The following is an 18,361-nucleotide window of genomic DNA, read 5'->3' on the forward strand; positions in this document are numbered from 1 at the left end:
CACTCAAAAATTGGTAAAACGGATAAATTCATGAGCAATGTACAAAATCCAGAAATTGGAAGAACTATTGATGTAAATGGCATCAAAACCAACTTACATGATATCGGCTCGGGTCAACCTGTGATGTTAATCCATGGTTCAGGCCCCGGAGTTACAGCTTGGGCAAATTGGCGTTTGGTTATGCCTGAATTATCAAAAAACTATCGCGTGATCGCCCCAGACATGCTTGGTTTTGGCTTTACTGAACGGCCTACCAACACTCAGTGCAATGTTGACCGCTGGGTAAATCATGCCATTGGAATATTAGACGCACTAGACATAGAGCAATGCGACTTTGTTGGTAACTCATTTGGCGGCGGAATAGCGCTAGCTTTAGCTATTCGACATCCGAAAAGAGTTCGCCGGTTAATATTAATGGGTAGCGTGGGTGTAACATTTACATTAACTCCTGGGCTTGATGCTGTATGGGGCTATAGCCCTTCACTCAGCACAATGAAAGGCTTACTAGATATATTTGCCTATGATCGCAGCTTGGTGACAGACGAACTTGCTCAATTGCGATACGAAGCCAGCATTCGACCAGGCTTTCATGAAGCATTTTCGACCATGTTTCCAGCGCCTCGACAACGTTGGGTAGATGCACTTGCAAGCAAAGAGGCTGACATTCGCGCAATTCAGCACGAGACACTCATTATGCATGGACGAGAAGACCAAGTTATCCCCTTGCAGACCAGTCAAAAATTGTTTGAGTGGATACCTAAATCACAGCTTCATTTGTTCGGCCAATGCGGGCATTGGACGCAAATAGAGCATGCGGCTCGCTTTTCAAGGTTAGTAAGTGATTTTTTAGCAGAAATATAAACACATTAACAAGAAACTGGGAATTTTATGAATAAAGAACAGATACAAGCCTGCGGGGACGAGCTATACAACGCACTTACCCAAAGACATACATTAAAACCACTAACTGAGCGATTCGACGACATTAGCATAGAGGATGCTTATCATATTTCACTGCAAATGGTAGAGCGAAGAGTACAAGCAGGTGCCAAGATTATAGGTAAAAAGATAGGGGTCACATCTAAAACTGTTCAAGACATGCTAAATGTGCATCAACCAGATTTTGGATACCTAACACATGATATGGCCTACAGTCAGGGCGAGGAAATGCCCATTAGTCAAAAGTTGATTCAACCAAAAGCAGAAGGCGAGATAGCCTTTATCTTGAAAAAGGATTTAATCGGACCGGGTATAACCAATGCCGATGTGCTGGCGGCAACCGACTGTGTTATCCCCTGTTTTGAAGTTGTCGATTCGCGCATAGAAAATTGGAATATCAAAATTCAAGATACCGTCGCTGACAATGCATCCTGTGGACTGTTTGTACTAGGCGACAAAGCGGTTAGCCCAAGCAAAGTAGACTTATCTACCTGTGGCATGGTGGTGGAGAAAAACGGCAAGATAATTTCTACTGGTGCAGGTGCAGCTGCCCTTGGAAGCCCGGTTAACTGCGTGACATGGTTGGCCAATACCCTTGGGCAGTTCGGCATTCCACTCAAAGCTGGAGAGGTTATTTTATCTGGTTCTTTAGTGCCTTTAGAGCCTGTGGCAGCGGGTGATTTCATGAGCGTTAGCATCGGCGGTATTGGCAATGCGTCAGTACGTTTTGTATAGGTTAAGGAATATTATTTATGTCTAAAAAATTAAAAGCGGTCATTATCGGACCGGGTAATATCGGTACCGATTTACTTATGAAAATCAAACGTTCTGAGTGGATTGACCTTGTATGGATGGTTGGAATCGACCCTGAATCTTCCGGCCTTAAACGCGCCGTCGAAATGGGTATCAAGGTTTCCTCGACTGGTTTAGATGGCATGCTTGATAAAGTGATTGAAGATGATATTAGGATCGCCTTTGATGCCACATCAGCGTATGTGCATGCAGAAAACAGCCGTAAGCTAAATGAGCTTGGCGTAGTTATGATTGATTTAACGCCTGCAGCAATTGGTCCTTTCTGCATTCCACCGGTCAACCTAAAGCAGCACGCAGAAAAGCTCGAAATGAATGTGAATATGGTTACCTGTGGTGGTCAAGCGACTATTCCTATGGTGGCGGCGGTTTCGCAAGTTCAAGATGTAGAATATGGTGAAATCATTGCAACTGTATCGTCCCGCTCAGTCGGTCCAGGGACACGTCAAAACATTGATGAATTTACTCGCACTACATCTGGCGCGGTTGAGAAAGTTGGCGGTGCTAAGAAGGGTAAAGCGATTATCATTATAAACCCTGCTGAACCACCACTTATGATGCGTGACACCATCCATTGTTTGACTAAAGATTCCCCTGATGAAGAAAAAATAATTGAGTCAGTACACAACATGGTTAAGGAAGTTCAAAAATATGTACCGGGTTACAAGTTAGTAAATGGACCTGTTTTTGATGGCAACAAAGTATCTGTCTTCATGGAAGTAAAAGGCTTAGGCGATTTCTTACCGGAATATGCCGGAAACCTTGACATTATGACAGCAGCTGCGCTGCGTACAGCAGAAATGTTTGCTGAAGAAGCATACAACCAAACAATCACCTTACCAGCGAGAGGGTAACGCAATGGATTTAACAGGTAAAAAAGTTACATTACATGATATGAGTCTACGAGATGGTATGCATGCGAAGCAGCATCAAATATCGACTGAGCAAATGGTTGCGATTGCAACTGGCCTCGATGAAGCGGGAATCCCACTTATTGAAGTGACTCATGGCGACGGATTAGGTGGCGCCTCTTTGAACTATGGGTTTCCTGCGCATAGTGATGAAGAATACTTGCAAGCTGTTGTTCCGAAAATGAAAAATGCCAAGATATCGGCGCTGTTGATACCCGGTATCGGGACGGTTGACCATCTTAAAATGGCAAATGACTATGGTGTAAAGACTATTAGAGTGGCGACACACTGTACCGAAGCAGACGTATCTGAGCAACATATTGGTATGGCTGCAAAAATGGGCATGGATACGGTGGGCTTTTTAATGATGGCACACATGATCAGCGCAGAGAAACTACTAGAACAAGCCAAACTAATGGAAAGTTACGGAGCAAACTGTATTTATTGCACCGATTCAGCAGGCTATATGTTACCTGATGAAGTGACACATAAAATTGGCTATTTACGAGCCAAGCTTAACGCCACCACCGAACTCGGCTTTCATGGCCATCATAATATGGGCATGGCCATTGCTAACTCGTTAGCAGCAATTGAAGCTGGAGCCAATCGTATCGATGGCTCGGTTGCGGGTTTAGGTGCGGGTGCAGGCAATACTCCTTTAGAAGTATTTGTTGCGGTACTCGACAGAATGCATGCTATTCACGGCACTGACTTATATAAAGTAATGGACGTTGCCGAAGACTTAGTAGTGCCACTAATGGACCATCCAATACGTGTTGACAGAAACGCGCTAACACTCGGTTATGCAGGTGTATATAGTTCATTTTTACTATTTGCTCAGCGAGCCGAAGCCAAATATGGCATTCAAGCGCGGGACCTGTTGGTTGAACTGGGTAAGCGAGGCACCGTAGGTGGACAAGAAGATATGATTGAAGATTTGGCGTTAACCATGTCAAAAGAAAAAGGCTTAATATAATGGGTAATTTAAACAAACAACAAATAGAAAATCTTGCAGAACATCTAGAAAACGCCGAGCTTGAAGTCCATGACGTGACTAAGATAACGGATGAATTTCCTGACATGACCTATGAAGATGCATTTGATATTCAATGGGAAATTCGGCGTCGAAAAGAGGCACGTGGCACCAAAATAGTCGGTATGAAAATGGGACTAACGTCTTGGGCAAAAATGGCTCAGATGGGTGTTGAACACCCTTGCTATGGTTTTTTAGCTGACTATTTCTCTATACCCGACGGCGGTCAAATCAAGCATGATGAACTCATTCATCCAAAAGTAGAGGCTGAATTAGCCTTTGTGACTAAAGCGCCATTGCAAGGCCCAGGAATACATATTGGTGACGTATTGCGTGCGACAGATTTTGTTATGCCTGCAGTAGAAATTATTGACTCACGTTACCGAGATTTCAAATTCGATTTAAAAAGCGTGATTGCTGACAATTCATCATCTAGTCGTTTTGTTGCAGGCGGCAACATGGCAAAACCAGAAGACTTAGATTTAAAAAATCTAGGTGTAGTAATGGAAATCAATGGTGAAGTTGTGCAGCTAGGCGCAGGTGCCGCCGTACTTGGACACCCAGCCTCTTCTGTTGCTATGTTAGCAAATATGTTAGCTGAGCGTGGTGAACATATTCCAGCCGGTACTTTTATTATGATTGGTGCAATTACAGCAGCCGTTTCTGTGAATAAAGGTGACAATTTCACAGTGCGCTATCAAGGCCTGGGCACAGTATCAGGTAAATTCGTCTAAAGAGGAAAACCATCATGCCAATAGCACAACTGTATATATTAGAAGGCCGCAGCGATACGCAAAAAGAAAACTTGATCCGTGAAGTCACCGATGCAATGACTCGAGCTATTGACGCGCCGAAAGAGCGCGTCAGAGTCATAATCACAGAAATGCCAAAAGCTCATTTTGGCATTGGTGGTGAGTCGGCTAGCAAAGTGAAGAGATAGCTTAGAAAATTTGTTCATCTTTGAGCCTAACTTGATAATAACGCTAACACGACCACGTTGTGTGGTTGTGTTGTAACCCTCGTTGGTAAACCTTTGAGGCTTAAGGCGTTATCTGCTGGCCATTTTAAAATGTGTAAATAAAGGTATTGACCGTCTTTACTTGCTGAAATGTCGCCCCACTCAGGTCGTTTATCAAGCGGGTTACGATCTGTAGCTCAAATAGATTCACCCAACACGTTGTCAGCTACCATGCTACCGCAACAGATAAAGCAGCCTTAACATCATCAGTAAACCACTTGCGCTCATAATGCGGCAGAGTATGCAAGCTAGGCATAAAATCATATAAACGTGAAAACACTTTAAACCCATAGGGCTAGCACTTGTTTATTATTAAGACGCAAAGCTATACACTGAGTAAACTGTAAAGCGTTTAAAGAAAAATAACATATGGATTTATTAATTACCGGTATATACGCGAGTTGGTTGGGCCTTTTGTTTTTTATACTCACCATCCCAGTGATTAAAAGCCGACGGGCGAATGCAGTTAGCCTAGGCGACGGCCAATCAGAAGAACTGCAAATGGCCATTCGTGCACATGGTAACTTTTCTGAATATGTGCCTATTTGTCTAATATTAATGGCAGTAGCGGAAATGAATACGCCCATTGGAGCAATGTTACACATTGCTGGCGGTATTTTATTGTTGGGGCGTTTGTTACATGCCTACGGTTTGACAAAGCATAAAGGCGCTAGTAAACCACGTATATTCGGTATGCTATGCACCTTTGCAGTATTAATCGGCCTGAGTCTCTGGAATTTGTTTATTATTCTCACTCGTTGAAATCGTCCTATTCAAACACTAGAACAATCACAAAACGCCTTAATTGACTCTGCGTTCGACAAGTTCACGGAAAAAGTAATAGTGGCATTATTGAAGCCATCTTAACGACGGCAAAAGAGCAGGAGAGTAATTTAATAGTAATGGGCGCTTATGGCCAAAATGCGCCTTGGTACGTTAACGTTGGTATTGCAGTAACACCGGTTTTACAAATAGCGCGGCGGCCCTTCCAAGGGGCGGATTACAGGGCGATTTTACGATGGTTGTAATTCAAGAGGAAAGTAGCTGAATAAGCAAAAGCATGAAGGTTTAAAGTGATAACAACCTAAGACAATACTTAAACGTTGCTCACTAATAGCTGGGCGACTGATGTAGCAGCATAACCTTACTAACTTTTAATCCGGGCGTCCTGCCCTCCACCCTTCGGGTCAACCTTCGGTTGTTCAAAATCTTTCCAGAAGATTTTGTCTGGCTCATCGGCATTAGCGAACGACTTCACACCTAGTGCCTGCATGTAACGAAAAACCTGAGGTATTGGCTAACTGACCATATTCGCCGTCATTGCTTGCAGGAAGTGTCTACTGTTTTCCATATCGCGCGCAACCAAGCCGACTCTTGCTAAATATTGAGCGATGCGTTGGCTAATGATATGCACTAGCTACACTATAATTAGTTGCGATTGACGTGCATAACATTTATATTGTTCAGTATAAACTGAACATATTGAATAGTTAAAAAGCATATGAAAAATGAAACGAACGCAGAGTTTGTCGAAAAAATGGGCTTGATCTCCCAGCGTGATGGCTTGCCTAGAATTGCTGGCCGAATACTCGGCTTGCTGGTCATCGAAGGGGGAGAATTTAGCTTCAAAGACCTCAGTGAAACACTGCAAATAAGTCGAGCCAGCGTATCAACTAATACGCGATTATTAGAGAATTTATCTGTCATTGAACGCAAGGCGAAAGCCGGAGAACGACAGGATTTCTTTTCTTTAAAAAAGCAGCCTTATAAAGCCTTGATGAGGTCGATGAGAGTAAACATGCAAAACGCGCTTTGCACAGTAGAAGATACGATTCAAGAAGTAGAGGACAATGATGCAAAGGAACGCCTGTCTGAGCTCAGTCAATTTTATACGTCTTTTCTCACTGTCACTGAAAAGTTAAGCGAAGAGTAGTAATCACCAATGAAAAAATCTTATATAGTTGCAATAGCATTCTGTCTGATATTAGTGCTGTGGATGGTTTCCGGACTGTTTATTGAGCAAGAGCGGCGAGAAGAACAGCGAAGAGATTCCCAGGATATTTTTTCTGTAGAAGTAGAGCTTAGAAAGGCTGAGCCAACGCCAGTGTATTTAACTGTGCAAGGACAAACCGTACCGAATAGAGAAATTCAAATTAAAGCGCTTACACAAAGTATCATTGATGAAATTTTGGTGCAGGAAGGACGGAAGGTCGATAGTGGTACCACGATCGTTACTTTGGATAAACAAACCAGAGAAGCAGATTTGCAGCAGCAGGAGGCTCTGTTAGAAGCGCGTGTTAAAAATCTAGAAAGACTTCAACATTTGGCAAAACAGCAGTATCAAAGTGATAGCGAGATTGAACAAGCCACTGCGAATGTAAAAGCGTCACAGGCAGCAATTGAACGAATAAAGTTAGACTTACAATTTATCACGCCTAAATCGCCAATTTCTGGATATATACAAAAGCTGCATGTCGAGAAGGGTGACTTAGTTAAAGTTGGTGATGCAATAGCGACCGTTGTTGAAAGCGATCCTTTGGTAATTGAAGCACAACTCGCACAACAAGATATCCAAAAAATCGAGATAGGAAGCACCGCACAAATAAGGCTGGGCACTGGTCAAGAAACGACTGCAAAGGTGAGATTTATTGCGCCAAAGGCAGAGGCCGATTCACGTACATTTTTAGTTGAACTTGAAAGCCGAAATCCCGATGGGGAATTTAGAACCGGTACCTCCGCCAGTGTAAAGTTATTAACAAGCGAACAAACATCACACTACCTGTCTCCAGCTTTATTTTCTCTCAAAAGCAATGGTGACATTGGCGTTAAGACGGCCTCTCAAACAGGCATCGTCGAATTCCATCAAGTTAACATCATACAATCAGATGAAAATGGCGCTTGGGTGACTGGGCTGCCCGATGAAGCAAGAGTAATTGTCACAGGACAAGGCTTCGTCGAAGCTGGAAGCAAAGTAAATCCAGTTATGCGTGGTGATAAGTAAATGAACGCGATAATTGATGCGGCATTTGCCAGAACTCGAACAGTTGCCCTCACTTTTTTCATGCTTGTGGTTGCGGGACTGAGTGCTTATTTTGCTATTCCAAAAGAAGCTGAGCCAGACGTCGCCATTCCAATTATATACGTGTCAGTCAGTTATGAAGGTATCGCACCAGAAGATAGTGAAAGACTTTTAGTCCGTCCCTTGGAAAAAGAATTGCAATCCATCGAGGGCTTGAAGGAAATGCGCTCTACAGCATCCCAAGGGTTTGGTTCTGTAACACTAGAGTTTGATGCCGGATTTGATGCGGATAAAGCGCTTTTAGATGTGCGTGAAAAAGTTGATCTAGCTAAGGCTGAACTGCCGCCAGGAAGTGATGAACCGCGAGTTACAGAGGTAAACGTCTCTTTATTTCCTGTACTGACGGTGATTTTATCTGGCGATTTACCTGAACGAACGCTATTGACAATATCCCAACAGCTTAAAGACAGAATCGAAGCGTTGTCAGGCGTGCTAGAAGTGGATATCGCTGGCGACAGAGAAGAGCTCCTTGAAGTCATCATCGATCCGCTTGCACTGGAAACTTATAATTTATCGTTTTTAGAAGTGTTTAACTTCGTTAATCAAAATAATCGCTTGGTAGCCGCTGGCGCTATCGATAATGCAGCTGGTCGAATGGTATTTAAAGTACCCGGCGTAATAGAAACAATGGAAGATCTAGCGACACTACCGGTAAAAAAGTGGGTGACACAATTGTCACCTTTGAAGATGTCGCAAGTATCCGCAGGACATTTAAAGATCCAAACAGTCTAGCCCGACTGCATGGTGAAAATGCGATTGCCTTGGAAGTATCAAAGCGCACTGGGGCCAACATTATTGACACGATTGCGCAAGTGAGACAAATAGTAGAGTTTGCGCAAACACAGTGGCCATCAACGATACGGGTAGATTATCTACAGGATAAGTCAGATCAAATAAAGACGATGCTTGGCGACCTAGAAAATAATGTTATGACGGCTGTTATTTTAGTCATGGTAGTAATTGTTGCTGTTTTGGGGATCCGACCGAGCATCCTTGTTGGCCTTGCAATACCGGGTTCTTTTCTAGCTGCAATGATGATTATTTACTTTTTCGGTATGACCTTGAATATCGTCGTCTTATTTAGCCTGATTTTAGTTGTCGGAATGCTGGTGGACGGTGCAATTGTCACAATTGAATTAGCGGACCGAAAGATAAGTGAAGGAGAATCACCGAGAACCGCTTTTGCCTCTGCTTCTAAACGCATGGCATGGCCAATCATTGCATCTACCGCAACCACTTTGGCTGTTTTCTTTCCATTATTGATTTGGCCCGGCTTGGTCGGTGAGTTTATGTCATTTTTGCCATTGACTGTAATCATTACCTTAAGTGCCTCGTTATTTATGGCGCTTATATTTATTCCTGTGCTGGGGGGAATTATTACCAAGAAGGTCGACGTTGACGAAAGTTCTCAAACTGTCCAAGGCATAAAAGCGGCGGAGAGTGGCGACTTATCAACAATAAAAGGGTGGCTTAAGTATTATTTGGATCTTCTCAATTTTGTTCTCGATCATCCAAAAAAGACCGCGTTAAGTGCTATTTTAGTTATGGTTATTACCTTTTTTGCTTATACCTCGCAAGGAAAGGGACTTGAGTTTTTCCCTAGTATCGAACCGGATTTTTTGCAGGTTCAGGTGCAAGCAAGGGGAGACTTGTCAATTTATGAGCGTGATAGTCTAGTGAAAAGAGTAGAGTCTTTTCTGTTAACCCAAGACAATATTAAAACCGTTTATACAAGAACGATGGGGGAGGTACAAATCCTCAAGCTGACATGCCTGAAGATGTGGTTGGTGTCATTCAATTAGAGCTTGATGATTGGGAGATAAGACCAAAAGCCGACGAGATAATTAAAAACACGCGCGAATATATCGAGACGATTCCGGGTATTAAGGTACAAGTAAGAGAGCCTGCTTCTGGACCAACTCAGGGTAAACCAATACAATTAAGCTTGCAGGGTATGAATCAGCAACGATTGATTTCGGGCGTAGAACACCTGCTTACTATTATGGATCAGATTGGCGGATTTGTTGATATTGAAGATAGTAGACCCTTACCTAGTATTGAATGGAAGCTCATCGTTAATCGCGAATTGGCGGCAAAATATGATGTTGATGTAAGCCTTTTAGGCAATGCCGTAACGCTAATTACGAATGGTGCTCTTTTAGCTGAATATCGTCCAGATGATGTTGAAGAAGAAGTCGAAATTCGATTGCGGTTTACAGAAGATTACAGAAGCATAGAGCAGCTTTATCAGTTACGAATTCCGACAGCTAGCGGTGCTGTTCCGATTGCAAACTTTGTGACGATTCAACCAGCGGCTAAAACAGGACGAATTAGCCGTACTGATAGTATGAGAACATTGACCGTAAAAGCGGATGTTGAAGAGGGCGTTTTAGCCGATCAACTTATAAAGGACGTACGTGCTGCACTGGAAGAAAATCCTTTGCCTGATGGGGCCGAACTTATGTATAAAGGACAGGACGCAGATACGCAAGAGTCTATAACTTTTCTTACTAATGCATTTATTGGCTCGATCTTTCTAATGCTAGTCATTCTGGTCACGCAATTTAATAGTTTTTACCAAGCCTTGGTGGTGTTGAGTGCGATTGTTTTTTCTACAGCAGGCGTACTAGTAGGCTTAATTATAACTAATCAAGCATTTGTTGTGGTGATGAGCGGTATTGGCATAATCGCGCTGGCAGGCATCGTGGTTAATAACAATATCGTTTTAATAGATACTTTTAATGCGCTAAAAGCACAAGGAATGCCGATAAGAGAAGCTATACTCAGAACCGCAGCGCAAAGAGCACGACCCGTGTTGTTAACGTCAGTGACAACTATATTAGGTCTTATCCCAATGGTATTTGCGCTTACTATTGATATTTTTGGTCGCGATATTACGGTCGGAGCCCCGTCTGCTCAATGGTGGACTGTTTTAGCTAGCACAATAGCTGGCGGTTTGAGTTTTGCGACGATTCTCACATTGTTGCTCACCCCCTCATTGCTCTTGCTTGGTGAAAATTTCAAACGGAGATCAAGTAAAAATGGGTAGTTTCGATACTCGTAATGGCGATGTAATTATCACAATTCGGTTAATATGGAGGCAAATAAATGCAGCATTATTTATTCGCTCGTAAAAATTAGTTCATTGTAAGTTCTCGAACCTTTGAAATACAATCTCCATCAAAAACAAACTCAAAGTGCTTTATTTGAATTGCCGACTCAACGTAAACAGGTGACATCAAACCCCAACAAATAGAGCCTTCATTTCTAACTGACCGATACTGAAGCCCTACCTCCTTTGCCTTTTTAAGCTCAGCACCAAAAACACGAGATGCGGCATAGTCATTTATCGCATGAATTTCATCAACAGAAACGGCATTGATGAGTTCTGCTGAAAACGTTACCTTGAGGCAACGCATATCGACGGTGTCGTAATGGAGCCCTTCAATAGCGCGAAAACACTTTTCTTGATGATATCGCGTTTCAGCTATAGCGGTGTCAACCAAATCCGCTAAGTAAAGCATTCCGAATGAACCATCACTAAAGCGAGAGCCATCCGGGTTAATATGTGTAAATGGCGCAGTTACATAATTTGCGCCAATAATGCCATAGGGAATTTCCTGCTTTGAAATAAGTGTTAAGTCTCCAAGCTCGTTGAGTATTCTGGGGTTGGTTAATGATTGTAAGGCATAGGCAGTATCAAAATCCTCTTCGTCCATCACATCGTCAAACAATGTGATGGGCGGAAACTTTGAATTAATCATTCGATAAGATGTTTGGTTTAAGAGCGATATACGCTCGACATTTTCTACCATTGCCCACTTCGCATACTGTCGATACGCTTAAACACTTCGTACAAAGCACCAAAGTTGCCCGTAGCAATGATAGACAGAGGCGTTCTGCCATTAAAATAGGGATTATTATTTTTCATATTCATAAAGCCATACACATTATCAGGGTTTGAAAATACTATCCGCAGTGCCTGATGAATGTTAGCAATATAACTTAGGCGCTCAAGCTGGTCGCTGTTCAGCGATGCTTTAGTAGGGTCGCTTTGATATCGATGATAAGAGCTTCGCGGGATCCCCAAGATCGCTTGTTTTTGAGACGCGGAACATCCCCATTTACTAAGAATATTATTGCCTAGTTTAAAAGCTGCTCCATGATTAATGCTTGGAGTATGTCGGGCTTCTGCTAAAGTCGTCACTATTCAACTCCCAAAATGTAAATTTATTAAATAATAGTCCCATATGAGACATAAATCAAATGTTGATTTCAAGAACGAACTTATTTGCATTAGCGCATAGCTTTGACTAAGCGTTTTGATCTAATCTGTCGGTTAATCAAAAGTGAATTGGGAGTAATATAGAATCATGAAAGTTACAGCACAGCGACTCGTCTAACTTACTTGGGAACTTGATTTGTCAGTTATCTCCGTTGGTTCTGAAAGTATAAGCAAACATTTTACTACTGAAGTCAGTATGCTTGCTCAAGAACAAGGTATTAATGTGCACTAAATAGATTTCGCTAAATATAGCGATCCAGCCAGTGCCGTAGAAGCATTAGAAAATAAGACGTTTATCGATGCTCTGCAAACGCAGGCGAATAGTAGCTCACAGCTTCTTTTCTTTGATAACTGAGATAGCCTGGCAGCGCTCGATGTAGCGTTTACCTATTCACTTCGCACTGCAATTACTTCACCATTGCACGGCATGCTCTGATAAGCCTGTGCTTCTGAGTTTCAAACTTTAATGTCTAGTTTCAAACTTTAATGTGCGCGCACACACGTGTAAGAAAGTAATAAAGTTGTTAACTGTTCAATCTCTAACCTATTGATTTTTCGTTCATTCAAAATACGCCAAATAAAATATAGTTGTAAACTTAATCGCTAGAACCTCTCTGCTGGACTCATTATCTAGTAATAAAGTTGTTAACTAGCGCCCTTCAATGCTCGACTCTAGCACGGCCCCAAGCCATGACAGTCGAATCTCCTTAAGTGCTGCCATCGCTGCAGGAGTGTCACTACCCGCTTTTAAGCGTGATCCAGTAACTTTGGATACCCTATGTATGCTGCAATACACTGGCGGCACTACCGGAGTTTCAAAAGGAGCAGCGTTGTCACACGGCAATGTCCTCAGTAACCGCGTGCAAACCTTAGACCGCTTAGGAGAGAGCTTTCAGTCAGGTAAAGAAATCGTAGTTTGCCCATTACCGCTCTATCATATTTATGCATTTACTGTGTGCATGATGACGTTTTTCGCCAAAGGTTGCTTAACTATACTGATCCCCAACCCGCGGGATCCGGATGCATTCATCAACGCATTGAAACCGTTTAAGTTTACGGCGTTTGCGGGCATCAATACGTTGTTTGTAGGCCTTGGTCAGCATCCTGAGTTCAAAAAGCTCGATTTCTCCGCACTTAAGTTAACCATGTCGGGGGGTACAGCATTAACCTCCGCTGCCGTCGATATTTGGAAAGCAACCACAGGATGTAATATCACCGAAGGTTACGGTTTATCTGAAACTGCACCAGTAGTGACTTTCAACCAACCTGGAGCAGAACAAGTTGGCACACCATTGCTGGACACCGATGTGCAAATGCTTGATAGCAACGATAAGCTAGTTGCTGACGGTGAAGAAGGTCAAATCTCGGTTAAAGGCCCACAAGTTATGTTGGGCTACTGGCAGAGAGAAGATGCAACTGTAGATTTTCATGGCCTGCTCCAATTAATTAAAGGATAAAGTAGTTATGGATCTATGTTGGTCACATTGTCATTGGCAGATAGATTACTCTCAGCATGATGAGCTTTGCTAATCAATCTAGATCCAATATCGATGCCCCTGGCCGCAAAGCTCTTTGCCTCCAGCTAGAGGGATCACGGCCTAATTCACGACCTAGCTCAACTAACCCCCTCATTTTCTGCTTATCAAATAAATTAGTGGTTTCAGGGATCACATAGCTTTGTGGAATGGCAACGTAATTCATTTCAACATTGAAATCTGGCCGTTTATTTATAAGCTGCGAAAATGTTTCAACATCTTGTATGGTCTGCAATGTTGATCCTCGCATTAGTGAAACCAATGAACGCGTTGCAATTGCGTCCCATGTTGGGGTTGTTACATCAGGATCCATCACTAACTTGTTGTTCACCACAATCCAGATTCTTATCTGAATTGGCTTTGTATTGTCTATATTGTCCAAGCCAATATCTTCATTTTCTCCATACAACCAGCTGCGGTCATCGATTCCACTAACGACTTGCATAGAGGCGCCACCATCGACGTAAAGGCTATCGTCAATCATCACGGGGGAAATGCCCCAGGAATAGCTGATGAGGCAATAAGTCTTTCGGTGATCAGTTCTTGGGCTACTGACACTGAATTATTGGCAGCTAAGTTCGCTAAATCCCAAACGCGCATAGAACCATAATCTAAGTTTGTTGCACCTACTAAGAGTGTCTTATTATCTTTGGAGCGATTTACAATTTCGCTAATCAATTCAGGACTTATGCTTTCTTTAATTTGCTCATGCAGCTTTGTCGCATCATAAACTGCGCTGTTCGCTGACAATAAAGATACCAAAAGCTTGGCAATAACCATCTGCGGGTCGGGATTACGATACAATTCAACAATAGTCTCGTAAGCCTCATCAGTGCCAACAAATGCAAAGGGCGCGATAAGTGCGCCAGTACTTATACCACTGACACTATCAAAATTAGGTCGCTTGATTCCCTCTTGCTCTACTTCTCCCCAACCTTGTAAAAAACCGGCACCAAACGCACCTAACGCTCCGCCACCCGACAAGACTAATATGTCATAGGTTTCCGTATTTTTATTGCGCAGTGAACGCGCATATTCCGACTTTATTCTTAATTCGCTTTTGCGACCTATTTCTTTCAACTCTGCATTATAGCTATCAGAGTAGTTAGCTGCGTTTGAAACAAGCGTTTCTTTGTCAATGCTGCGAATCGGCGCAGCGCAGGAAGTAGTTAGCAGTACCAGTGCAATCACTGAGCAAACATTAAGTTTCATTTTGTAGATTCCGGTTTGAATGCGATTGAATTCCAACACGCTAGAATGACATCGTCTAGTAGTTTCCCTTCAATCCTCGTTATACCTAGGATATGTTTTCTCGCTAAATTTGCGCAGGTTTCAATGCTCAATGTAGCAAGGACGTCTATCGGTAAAGGTTTAAAAATTTCTTTTTCAACGCCCACATGTAGCATGATACCTACTTCTTTAAAAAGTTCTTTCGCTAACAACTCTTCGCGAAGCTGCACAATCGAAGGTAAATGATCAAACTGACTTTTTGCCAAAATTGCCTCCGGGTGGTTGAGGCTATACTGCCAAAAATTTCGCCAGATACATGAGTATTGCTCAAAAATACTGGATGTTGCATCAAAGCCGTCAAACATACTCTCAGCTAACGTGTGTAAATTCCTTTGATGTAAACTTTGAATTAAATCCTTTTTATCATTGAAGTATAAGTATGTTGTGCCTACGGCAATCTCCGCTGTTTGTGCCAACTCTTTCATAGAAAAGCCATGATAACCTTTTTCGGCCAGTAGTATGTTCGCTGCATCTAGCAGCTGTTCGCGCTTAACAGACATATACGATAGGCAATGGATAATTGACAATGAATGAACGTTCATTCACTATATTGATAATGAATAAAGTAGTCAATGAGTTGGCGCTTAAGTGTTAGAAATTTCAAATGCTTTAGCGCGCATTAGCGTGTGGATCAGTTGTTTAGATATCATCGATTTTTTACCAACAGGCAATTGATTTTCCAACATAATTTGGATGTTAAATGCTACTCCAATTAAGTCTTAGTAGCCTTATGATAGTAGCCACTTTGTTAATCCAAGTGGCTTTTATCGCTGTCAGCATTGCTACCTTAACTAGATTTGGTTCATGGCTTGGATCAGGTCAAGTTAGCGCTAAATTTATTTTAGCACTAAGTTTACTTATTATTTGGCTAGTAATGGGCCTGACAGTATGTTGCTGGGTATGGGCGCTGATGTTTTTGCAACTCGATGTACTAACGACTCTAGAGAGCGCACTCTATTTTTCTATCGTTACATTTACAACGCTGGGATATGGTGACCTTATTTTAACAGATAGTTGGCGAATCTTAGGTAGTTTATGTGCTGTGAACGGCTTAATTTTGGTCGGACTCAACACTGCTTTTTTAGTGGAGGCGTTGTCGCGAATAAGGCATTCTCAGGTCAACGGCGTTAGGACCACAGCCGAGCAAGGTCGCTAATATGGAAAACATCGCAGTAAACAGCTTTTTAACCTACACCATCGGTATTCTGGTTTTCTTTATAGGCGCTTGGCTAACAAAAAAATCAATTTTCTACGCGATTTTAATATTCCAGAGCCCGTTACTGGCGGCTTAATTGCAGCGATTGCAATTAGTGTGTTTTTTATTGTTACGGGCAATGAAATTGGGTTTGATTTAAGCACTAGGGACAAACTACTAGTGTATTTCTTCACCGCTATTGGCTTAAATGCTCGATTCTCAGACTTGGTATCAGGCGGTAAACCGCTGATTATTCTGCTTGTGTTGACCTTATCGTTTATTGTCATTCAAAATGTCATCGGCATTAGCAGTGCTATGCTACTCGACTTACCCAATGCTATCGGTGTACTCGCGGGCTCAGCATCTTTAATTGGTGGACACGGCACTGCGATAGCCTGGGCGCCTGACATAAAGGAAGGTGGAATTGAAAACGCATTAGAAATTGGTGTCGCCGCAGCGACTTTAGGATTAGTTGTTGCCAGTCTAGTTGGCGGGCCAATAGCTAAATTTCTATTGGCTAAACATAATTTATCAGGTTCTAGAGATACGGAACCCTCTATCGGTATCGAATATAAAAAAGCGGATGAAGAAAGTTTTAATCATCTAAATTTTATGTCTGTAATTTTGGTTTTGCATATTAGTATTATTATCGGCTATGTGTTGAACCTTGTACTCGAGCAAGCAGGGCTAAAACTGCCACTGTTTGTGAGTTGTCTGCTAACTGGGATTGTTTTGTCCAACACCGTTCCTTATTTACTCCCCAAATTACACTGGCCTGCGCGCACCCGATCACTCGCGATTGTTTCCGATTTTTCTTTGAGCTTATTTTTGACTATGTCACTGATGAGCATGCAATTATGGACAATTGCTGAACTTGCAGGGTCGCTTTTGATTATTCTGTTGTTTCAAACAATCGGCGCGGTGTTGTTTATTTTGTTTGTACTGTTTCCTTTGATGGGAAGGAACTACCAAGCCGCAGTATTGAGTGCTGGGTTTGGCGGGTTTGCCTTAGGCGCAACCCCTACAGCAATTGCCAATATGACCGCCGTGACTAAGTCTCATGGCCCCGCGCCGACAGCATTTATTATATTACCATTGGTGGCCGCATTTTTTGTTGATGTTACCAATGCGTTCATCATTCAATTTGCGCTAGCCTTATAGTGCAATAATTAAAGTTTTAAAAGGAACCTGAATATGGTCTCAAATAAAAGTGTATTGATAGTAGCATTTAGCGGATTACTACTCAGCGCATGCTCAAAAGAAGTTGAAGTCGAAACTAAAGAGATCGTTAGGCCGGCGAAATTGATAGAAATACAAGCATCAAGCAACGAGAAACTATTTAATTTCCCCGCGGTAGTCGAAGCGTTAACGTCAAAAGAGCTGACATTTCAAGTTTCCGGCCAAATTGAAACCCTGAATGTTCGCGCCGGGCAAGAGATCAAAAAAGGTGAGGTTATAGCAACACTCGTGCAAAGAAATTTTCGCAATAGTGTAGAAACAGCGCAAACACAATTTGATTCAGCAAAACTTGAATTTGATCGCGCTGAGCGCTTGATTGTTGAAAATGCCATTTCTCGTAGCGTCTATGATCAGCGCTTGACTGCGCTTAACGTTGCGAGTGCACAATTAGATTCAGCAAACAAGGCGTTAGAAGATACCGTCCTGACTTCTCCTTTTGATGGTGTGATTGCACTAAAACAAGCCGAAGAGTTGGAAACAGTTAGCCCAAGCACGGCGATAGTGACCATTCAAACTGAAGGCGCGGCCGAGGCGCTGGTGAAAATTCCCGCCAGCCTAGTATCACGCTCAAAGCAAATTGAACCTATCGAAACGATTATCACATTAGACGCAGCACCAGATGTGGCAATACCAGCTCAAATGGTGTCAGCTTCCGCTATCGCTGACGAAAAATCACAAACCTTTGATGTGCGATTTGGATTTTCACCACCCGAGTCATTAGTCATATTGCCGGGTATGTCAGGCACGATAAAATCAAGATTAGTTTTTGCGGGTGATGCTGCGAACGCTGGACAAATTTCGGTTCCTCTAAATGCAATTGTTACCGATAGCAACGGTCAATTTGTGTGGGTTGTTGACCAAGAAACTATGCGGGTTTCAAAAAGAGAAATTTCCGTCGGAGCTGGTGTGGGCGAATCACTTGTCGTCGAGTCAGGTTTAAATGCCGGTGATGTAATTGTTGGTGCGGGTGCTTCATACCTTAATGAAGGTCTTAAAATTAGACCTCTGAACCAATAACCGAATAGGG

General features: G+C 42.5%; 18 protein-coding genes and 2 pseudogenes. 15 read left to right on the forward strand and 5 right to left on the reverse strand.

The genetic code is table 11. The features are described 5' to 3' along the window. Nucleotides 1-30: 30 nt before the first annotated feature. From AC0L6H_RS00990 to AC0L6H_RS01040, 11 genes and pseudogenes are all read left to right on the forward strand, one after another. Nucleotides 31-861 carry an alpha/beta fold hydrolase gene (locus AC0L6H_RS00990; RefSeq protein WP_473392021.1) on the forward strand — a complete coding sequence of 277 codons (831 nt, stop codon included), beginning with the start codon at nt 31-33 and terminating at the stop codon, nt 859-861. A gap of 27 nt (nt 862-888) precedes the next feature. Further along, a complete protein-coding gene (dmpE, locus tag AC0L6H_RS00995) occupies nt 889-1,674 on the forward strand; it encodes a 2-oxopent-4-enoate hydratase (RefSeq protein ID WP_473392023.1) in 786 nt (261 codons plus the stop codon). Nucleotides 1,675-1,691: 17 nt separating this feature from the next. Then, nucleotides 1,692-2,603: an acetaldehyde dehydrogenase (acetylating) gene (locus AC0L6H_RS01000; RefSeq protein ID WP_473392024.1), complete on the forward strand. Its 912-nt coding sequence runs from the start codon at nt 1,692-1,694 to the stop codon at nt 2,601-2,603. A 4-nt stretch (nt 2,604-2,607) separates the two neighbouring features. Beyond that, on the forward strand, nt 2,608-3,636 hold the full coding sequence (gene dmpG / locus AC0L6H_RS01005) for a 4-hydroxy-2-oxovalerate aldolase (protein WP_473394439.1): 1,029 nt from the start codon (nt 2,608-2,610) through the stop codon (nt 3,634-3,636). Further along, nucleotides 3,636-4,427, forward strand: a complete 792-nt coding sequence (gene dmpH, locus AC0L6H_RS01010; protein WP_473392025.1) for a 2-oxo-3-hexenedioate decarboxylase — start codon at nt 3,636-3,638, stop codon at nt 4,425-4,427. Before dmpG ends, dmpH begins: the two co-directional genes overlap by 1 nt. Nucleotides 4,428-4,438: 11 nt before the next feature. Next, nucleotides 4,439-4,633, forward strand: a complete 195-nt coding sequence (locus AC0L6H_RS01015; RefSeq protein WP_473394441.1) for a 2-hydroxymuconate tautomerase — start codon at nt 4,439-4,441, stop codon at nt 4,631-4,633. A 447-nt stretch (nt 4,634-5,080) separates the two neighbouring features. Beyond that, nucleotides 5,081-5,473, forward strand: a complete 393-nt coding sequence (locus AC0L6H_RS01020) for an MAPEG family protein (protein WP_473392026.1) — start codon at nt 5,081-5,083, stop codon at nt 5,471-5,473. A 739-nt stretch (nt 5,474-6,212) separates the two neighbouring features. After that, a complete protein-coding gene (locus AC0L6H_RS01025) occupies nt 6,213-6,644 on the forward strand; it encodes a GbsR/MarR family transcriptional regulator (protein WP_473392027.1) in 432 nt (143 codons plus the stop codon). A gap of 9 nt (nt 6,645-6,653) precedes the next feature. Continuing rightward, complete coding sequence (locus tag AC0L6H_RS01030) at nt 6,654-7,712, forward strand: efflux RND transporter periplasmic adaptor subunit (RefSeq protein ID WP_473392029.1); 1,059 nt, start codon at nt 6,654-6,656, stop codon at nt 7,710-7,712. Between the two features lie 60 nt (nt 7,713-7,772). Continuing rightward, nucleotides 7,773-9,592 (forward strand): annotated as a pseudogene (locus tag AC0L6H_RS01035) (efflux RND transporter permease subunit). Next, nucleotides 9,559-10,839, forward strand: a complete 1,281-nt coding sequence (locus AC0L6H_RS01040) for an efflux RND transporter permease subunit (RefSeq protein WP_473392030.1) — start codon at nt 9,559-9,561, stop codon at nt 10,837-10,839. The pseudogene AC0L6H_RS01035 and the gene AC0L6H_RS01040 overlap by 34 nt, the downstream one beginning before the upstream one ends. A gap of 88 nt (nt 10,840-10,927) precedes the next feature. Here the strand turns inward: AC0L6H_RS01040 and AC0L6H_RS01045 are convergent, their stop codons facing one another. Both AC0L6H_RS01045 and AC0L6H_RS01050 read right to left on the reverse strand, forming a co-directional pair. Then, a complete protein-coding gene (locus AC0L6H_RS01045) occupies nt 10,928-11,605 on the reverse strand; it encodes an RES family NAD+ phosphorylase (RefSeq protein WP_473392032.1) in 678 nt (225 codons plus the stop codon). Beyond that, nucleotides 11,599-11,997: an antitoxin Xre-like helix-turn-helix domain-containing protein gene (locus AC0L6H_RS01050; protein ID WP_473392033.1), complete on the reverse strand. Its 399-nt coding sequence runs from the start codon at nt 11,995-11,997 to the stop codon at nt 11,599-11,601. The genes AC0L6H_RS01045 and AC0L6H_RS01050 overlap by 7 nt, the downstream gene beginning before the upstream one ends. Nucleotides 11,998-12,737: 740 nt before the next feature. On the opposite strand from AC0L6H_RS01050, the pseudogene AC0L6H_RS01055 reads away from it, so the two are divergent. Further along, nucleotides 12,738-13,493 (forward strand): annotated as a pseudogene (locus tag AC0L6H_RS01055) (AMP-binding protein); the annotation flags it as partial. 112 nt (nt 13,494-13,605) lie between these two features. Here the strand turns inward: AC0L6H_RS01055 and AC0L6H_RS01060 are convergent. Genes AC0L6H_RS01060 through AC0L6H_RS01070 form a run of 3 tightly spaced genes read right to left on the reverse strand, consistent with a single transcriptional unit; the run spans nt 13,606 to nt 15,400 of the window. After that, entirely contained in the window at nt 13,606-14,097 is a 492-nt protein-coding gene (locus AC0L6H_RS01060; protein WP_473392035.1) for a hypothetical protein, read from the reverse strand. Then, entirely contained in the window at nt 14,094-14,822 is a 729-nt protein-coding gene (locus AC0L6H_RS01065; protein ID WP_473392036.1) for a patatin-like phospholipase family protein, read from the reverse strand. Before AC0L6H_RS01065 ends, AC0L6H_RS01060 begins: the two co-directional genes overlap by 4 nt. After that, a complete protein-coding gene (locus AC0L6H_RS01070) occupies nt 14,819-15,400 on the reverse strand; it encodes a TetR/AcrR family transcriptional regulator (RefSeq protein ID WP_311362146.1) in 582 nt (193 codons plus the stop codon). The genes AC0L6H_RS01065 and AC0L6H_RS01070 overlap by 4 nt, the downstream gene beginning before the upstream one ends. A gap of 230 nt (nt 15,401-15,630) precedes the next feature. Here AC0L6H_RS01070 and AC0L6H_RS01075 point away from each other — a divergent pair, with 230 nt between their 5' ends. The 3 genes from AC0L6H_RS01075 (at nt 15,631) to AC0L6H_RS01085 (ending at nt 18,351) form a co-directional block, all read left to right on the forward strand. Then, entirely contained in the window at nt 15,631-16,056 is a 426-nt protein-coding gene (locus AC0L6H_RS01075; protein WP_311362145.1) for an ion channel, read from the forward strand. Nucleotides 16,057-16,125: 69 nt separating this feature from the next. After that, a complete protein-coding gene (gene gltS / locus AC0L6H_RS01080) occupies nt 16,126-17,256 on the forward strand; it encodes a sodium/glutamate symporter (RefSeq protein WP_473392038.1) in 1,131 nt (376 codons plus the stop codon). A 33-nt stretch (nt 17,257-17,289) separates the two neighbouring features. Next, nucleotides 17,290-18,351 (forward strand): efflux RND transporter periplasmic adaptor subunit, encoded by a 1,062-nt coding sequence (locus AC0L6H_RS01085; protein WP_473392039.1) that lies wholly within the window; start codon nt 17,290-17,292, stop codon nt 18,349-18,351. Nucleotides 18,352-18,361 lie beyond the last annotated feature (10 nt).

It is taken from the genome of Glaciecola sp. G7-5 (assembly GCF_055808975.1).

Excerpts from the sequence above, each read along its gene's own strand:
- AC0L6H_RS00990 (WP_473392021.1), top strand. The coding sequence starts at position 31 with ATGAGCAATGTACAAAATCCAGAAATTGGAAGAACTATTGATGTAAAT.
- dmpE (WP_473392023.1), top strand. The coding sequence starts at position 889 with ATGAATAAAGAACAGATACAAGCCTGCGGGGACGAGCTATACAACGCA.
- AC0L6H_RS01000 (WP_473392024.1), top strand. The coding sequence starts at position 1,692 with ATGTCTAAAAAATTAAAAGCGGTCATTATCGGACCGGGTAATATCGGT.
- dmpG (WP_473394439.1), top strand. The coding sequence starts at position 2,608 with ATGGATTTAACAGGTAAAAAAGTTACATTACATGATATGAGTCTACGA.
- dmpH (WP_473392025.1), top strand. The coding sequence starts at position 3,636 with ATGGGTAATTTAAACAAACAACAAATAGAAAATCTTGCAGAACATCTA.
- AC0L6H_RS01020 (WP_473392026.1), top strand. The coding sequence starts at position 5,081 with ATGGATTTATTAATTACCGGTATATACGCGAGTTGGTTGGGCCTTTTG.
- AC0L6H_RS01025 (WP_473392027.1), top strand. The coding sequence starts at position 6,213 with ATGAAAAATGAAACGAACGCAGAGTTTGTCGAAAAAATGGGCTTGATC.
- AC0L6H_RS01030 (WP_473392029.1), top strand. The coding sequence starts at position 6,654 with ATGAAAAAATCTTATATAGTTGCAATAGCATTCTGTCTGATATTAGTG.
- AC0L6H_RS01040 (WP_473392030.1), top strand. The coding sequence starts at position 9,559 with ATGCCTGAAGATGTGGTTGGTGTCATTCAATTAGAGCTTGATGATTGG.
- AC0L6H_RS01045 (WP_473392032.1), bottom strand. The coding sequence starts at position 11,605 with ATGGTAGAAAATGTCGAGCGTATATCGCTCTTAAACCAAACATCTTAT.
- AC0L6H_RS01065 (WP_473392036.1), bottom strand. The coding sequence starts at position 14,822 with ATGAAACTTAATGTTTGCTCAGTGATTGCACTGGTACTGCTAACTACT.
- AC0L6H_RS01070 (WP_311362146.1), bottom strand. The coding sequence starts at position 15,400 with ATGTCTGTTAAGCGCGAACAGCTGCTAGATGCAGCGAACATACTACTG.
- AC0L6H_RS01075 (WP_311362145.1), top strand. The coding sequence starts at position 15,631 with ATGATAGTAGCCACTTTGTTAATCCAAGTGGCTTTTATCGCTGTCAGC.
- AC0L6H_RS01085 (WP_473392039.1), top strand. The coding sequence starts at position 17,290 with ATGGTCTCAAATAAAAGTGTATTGATAGTAGCATTTAGCGGATTACTA.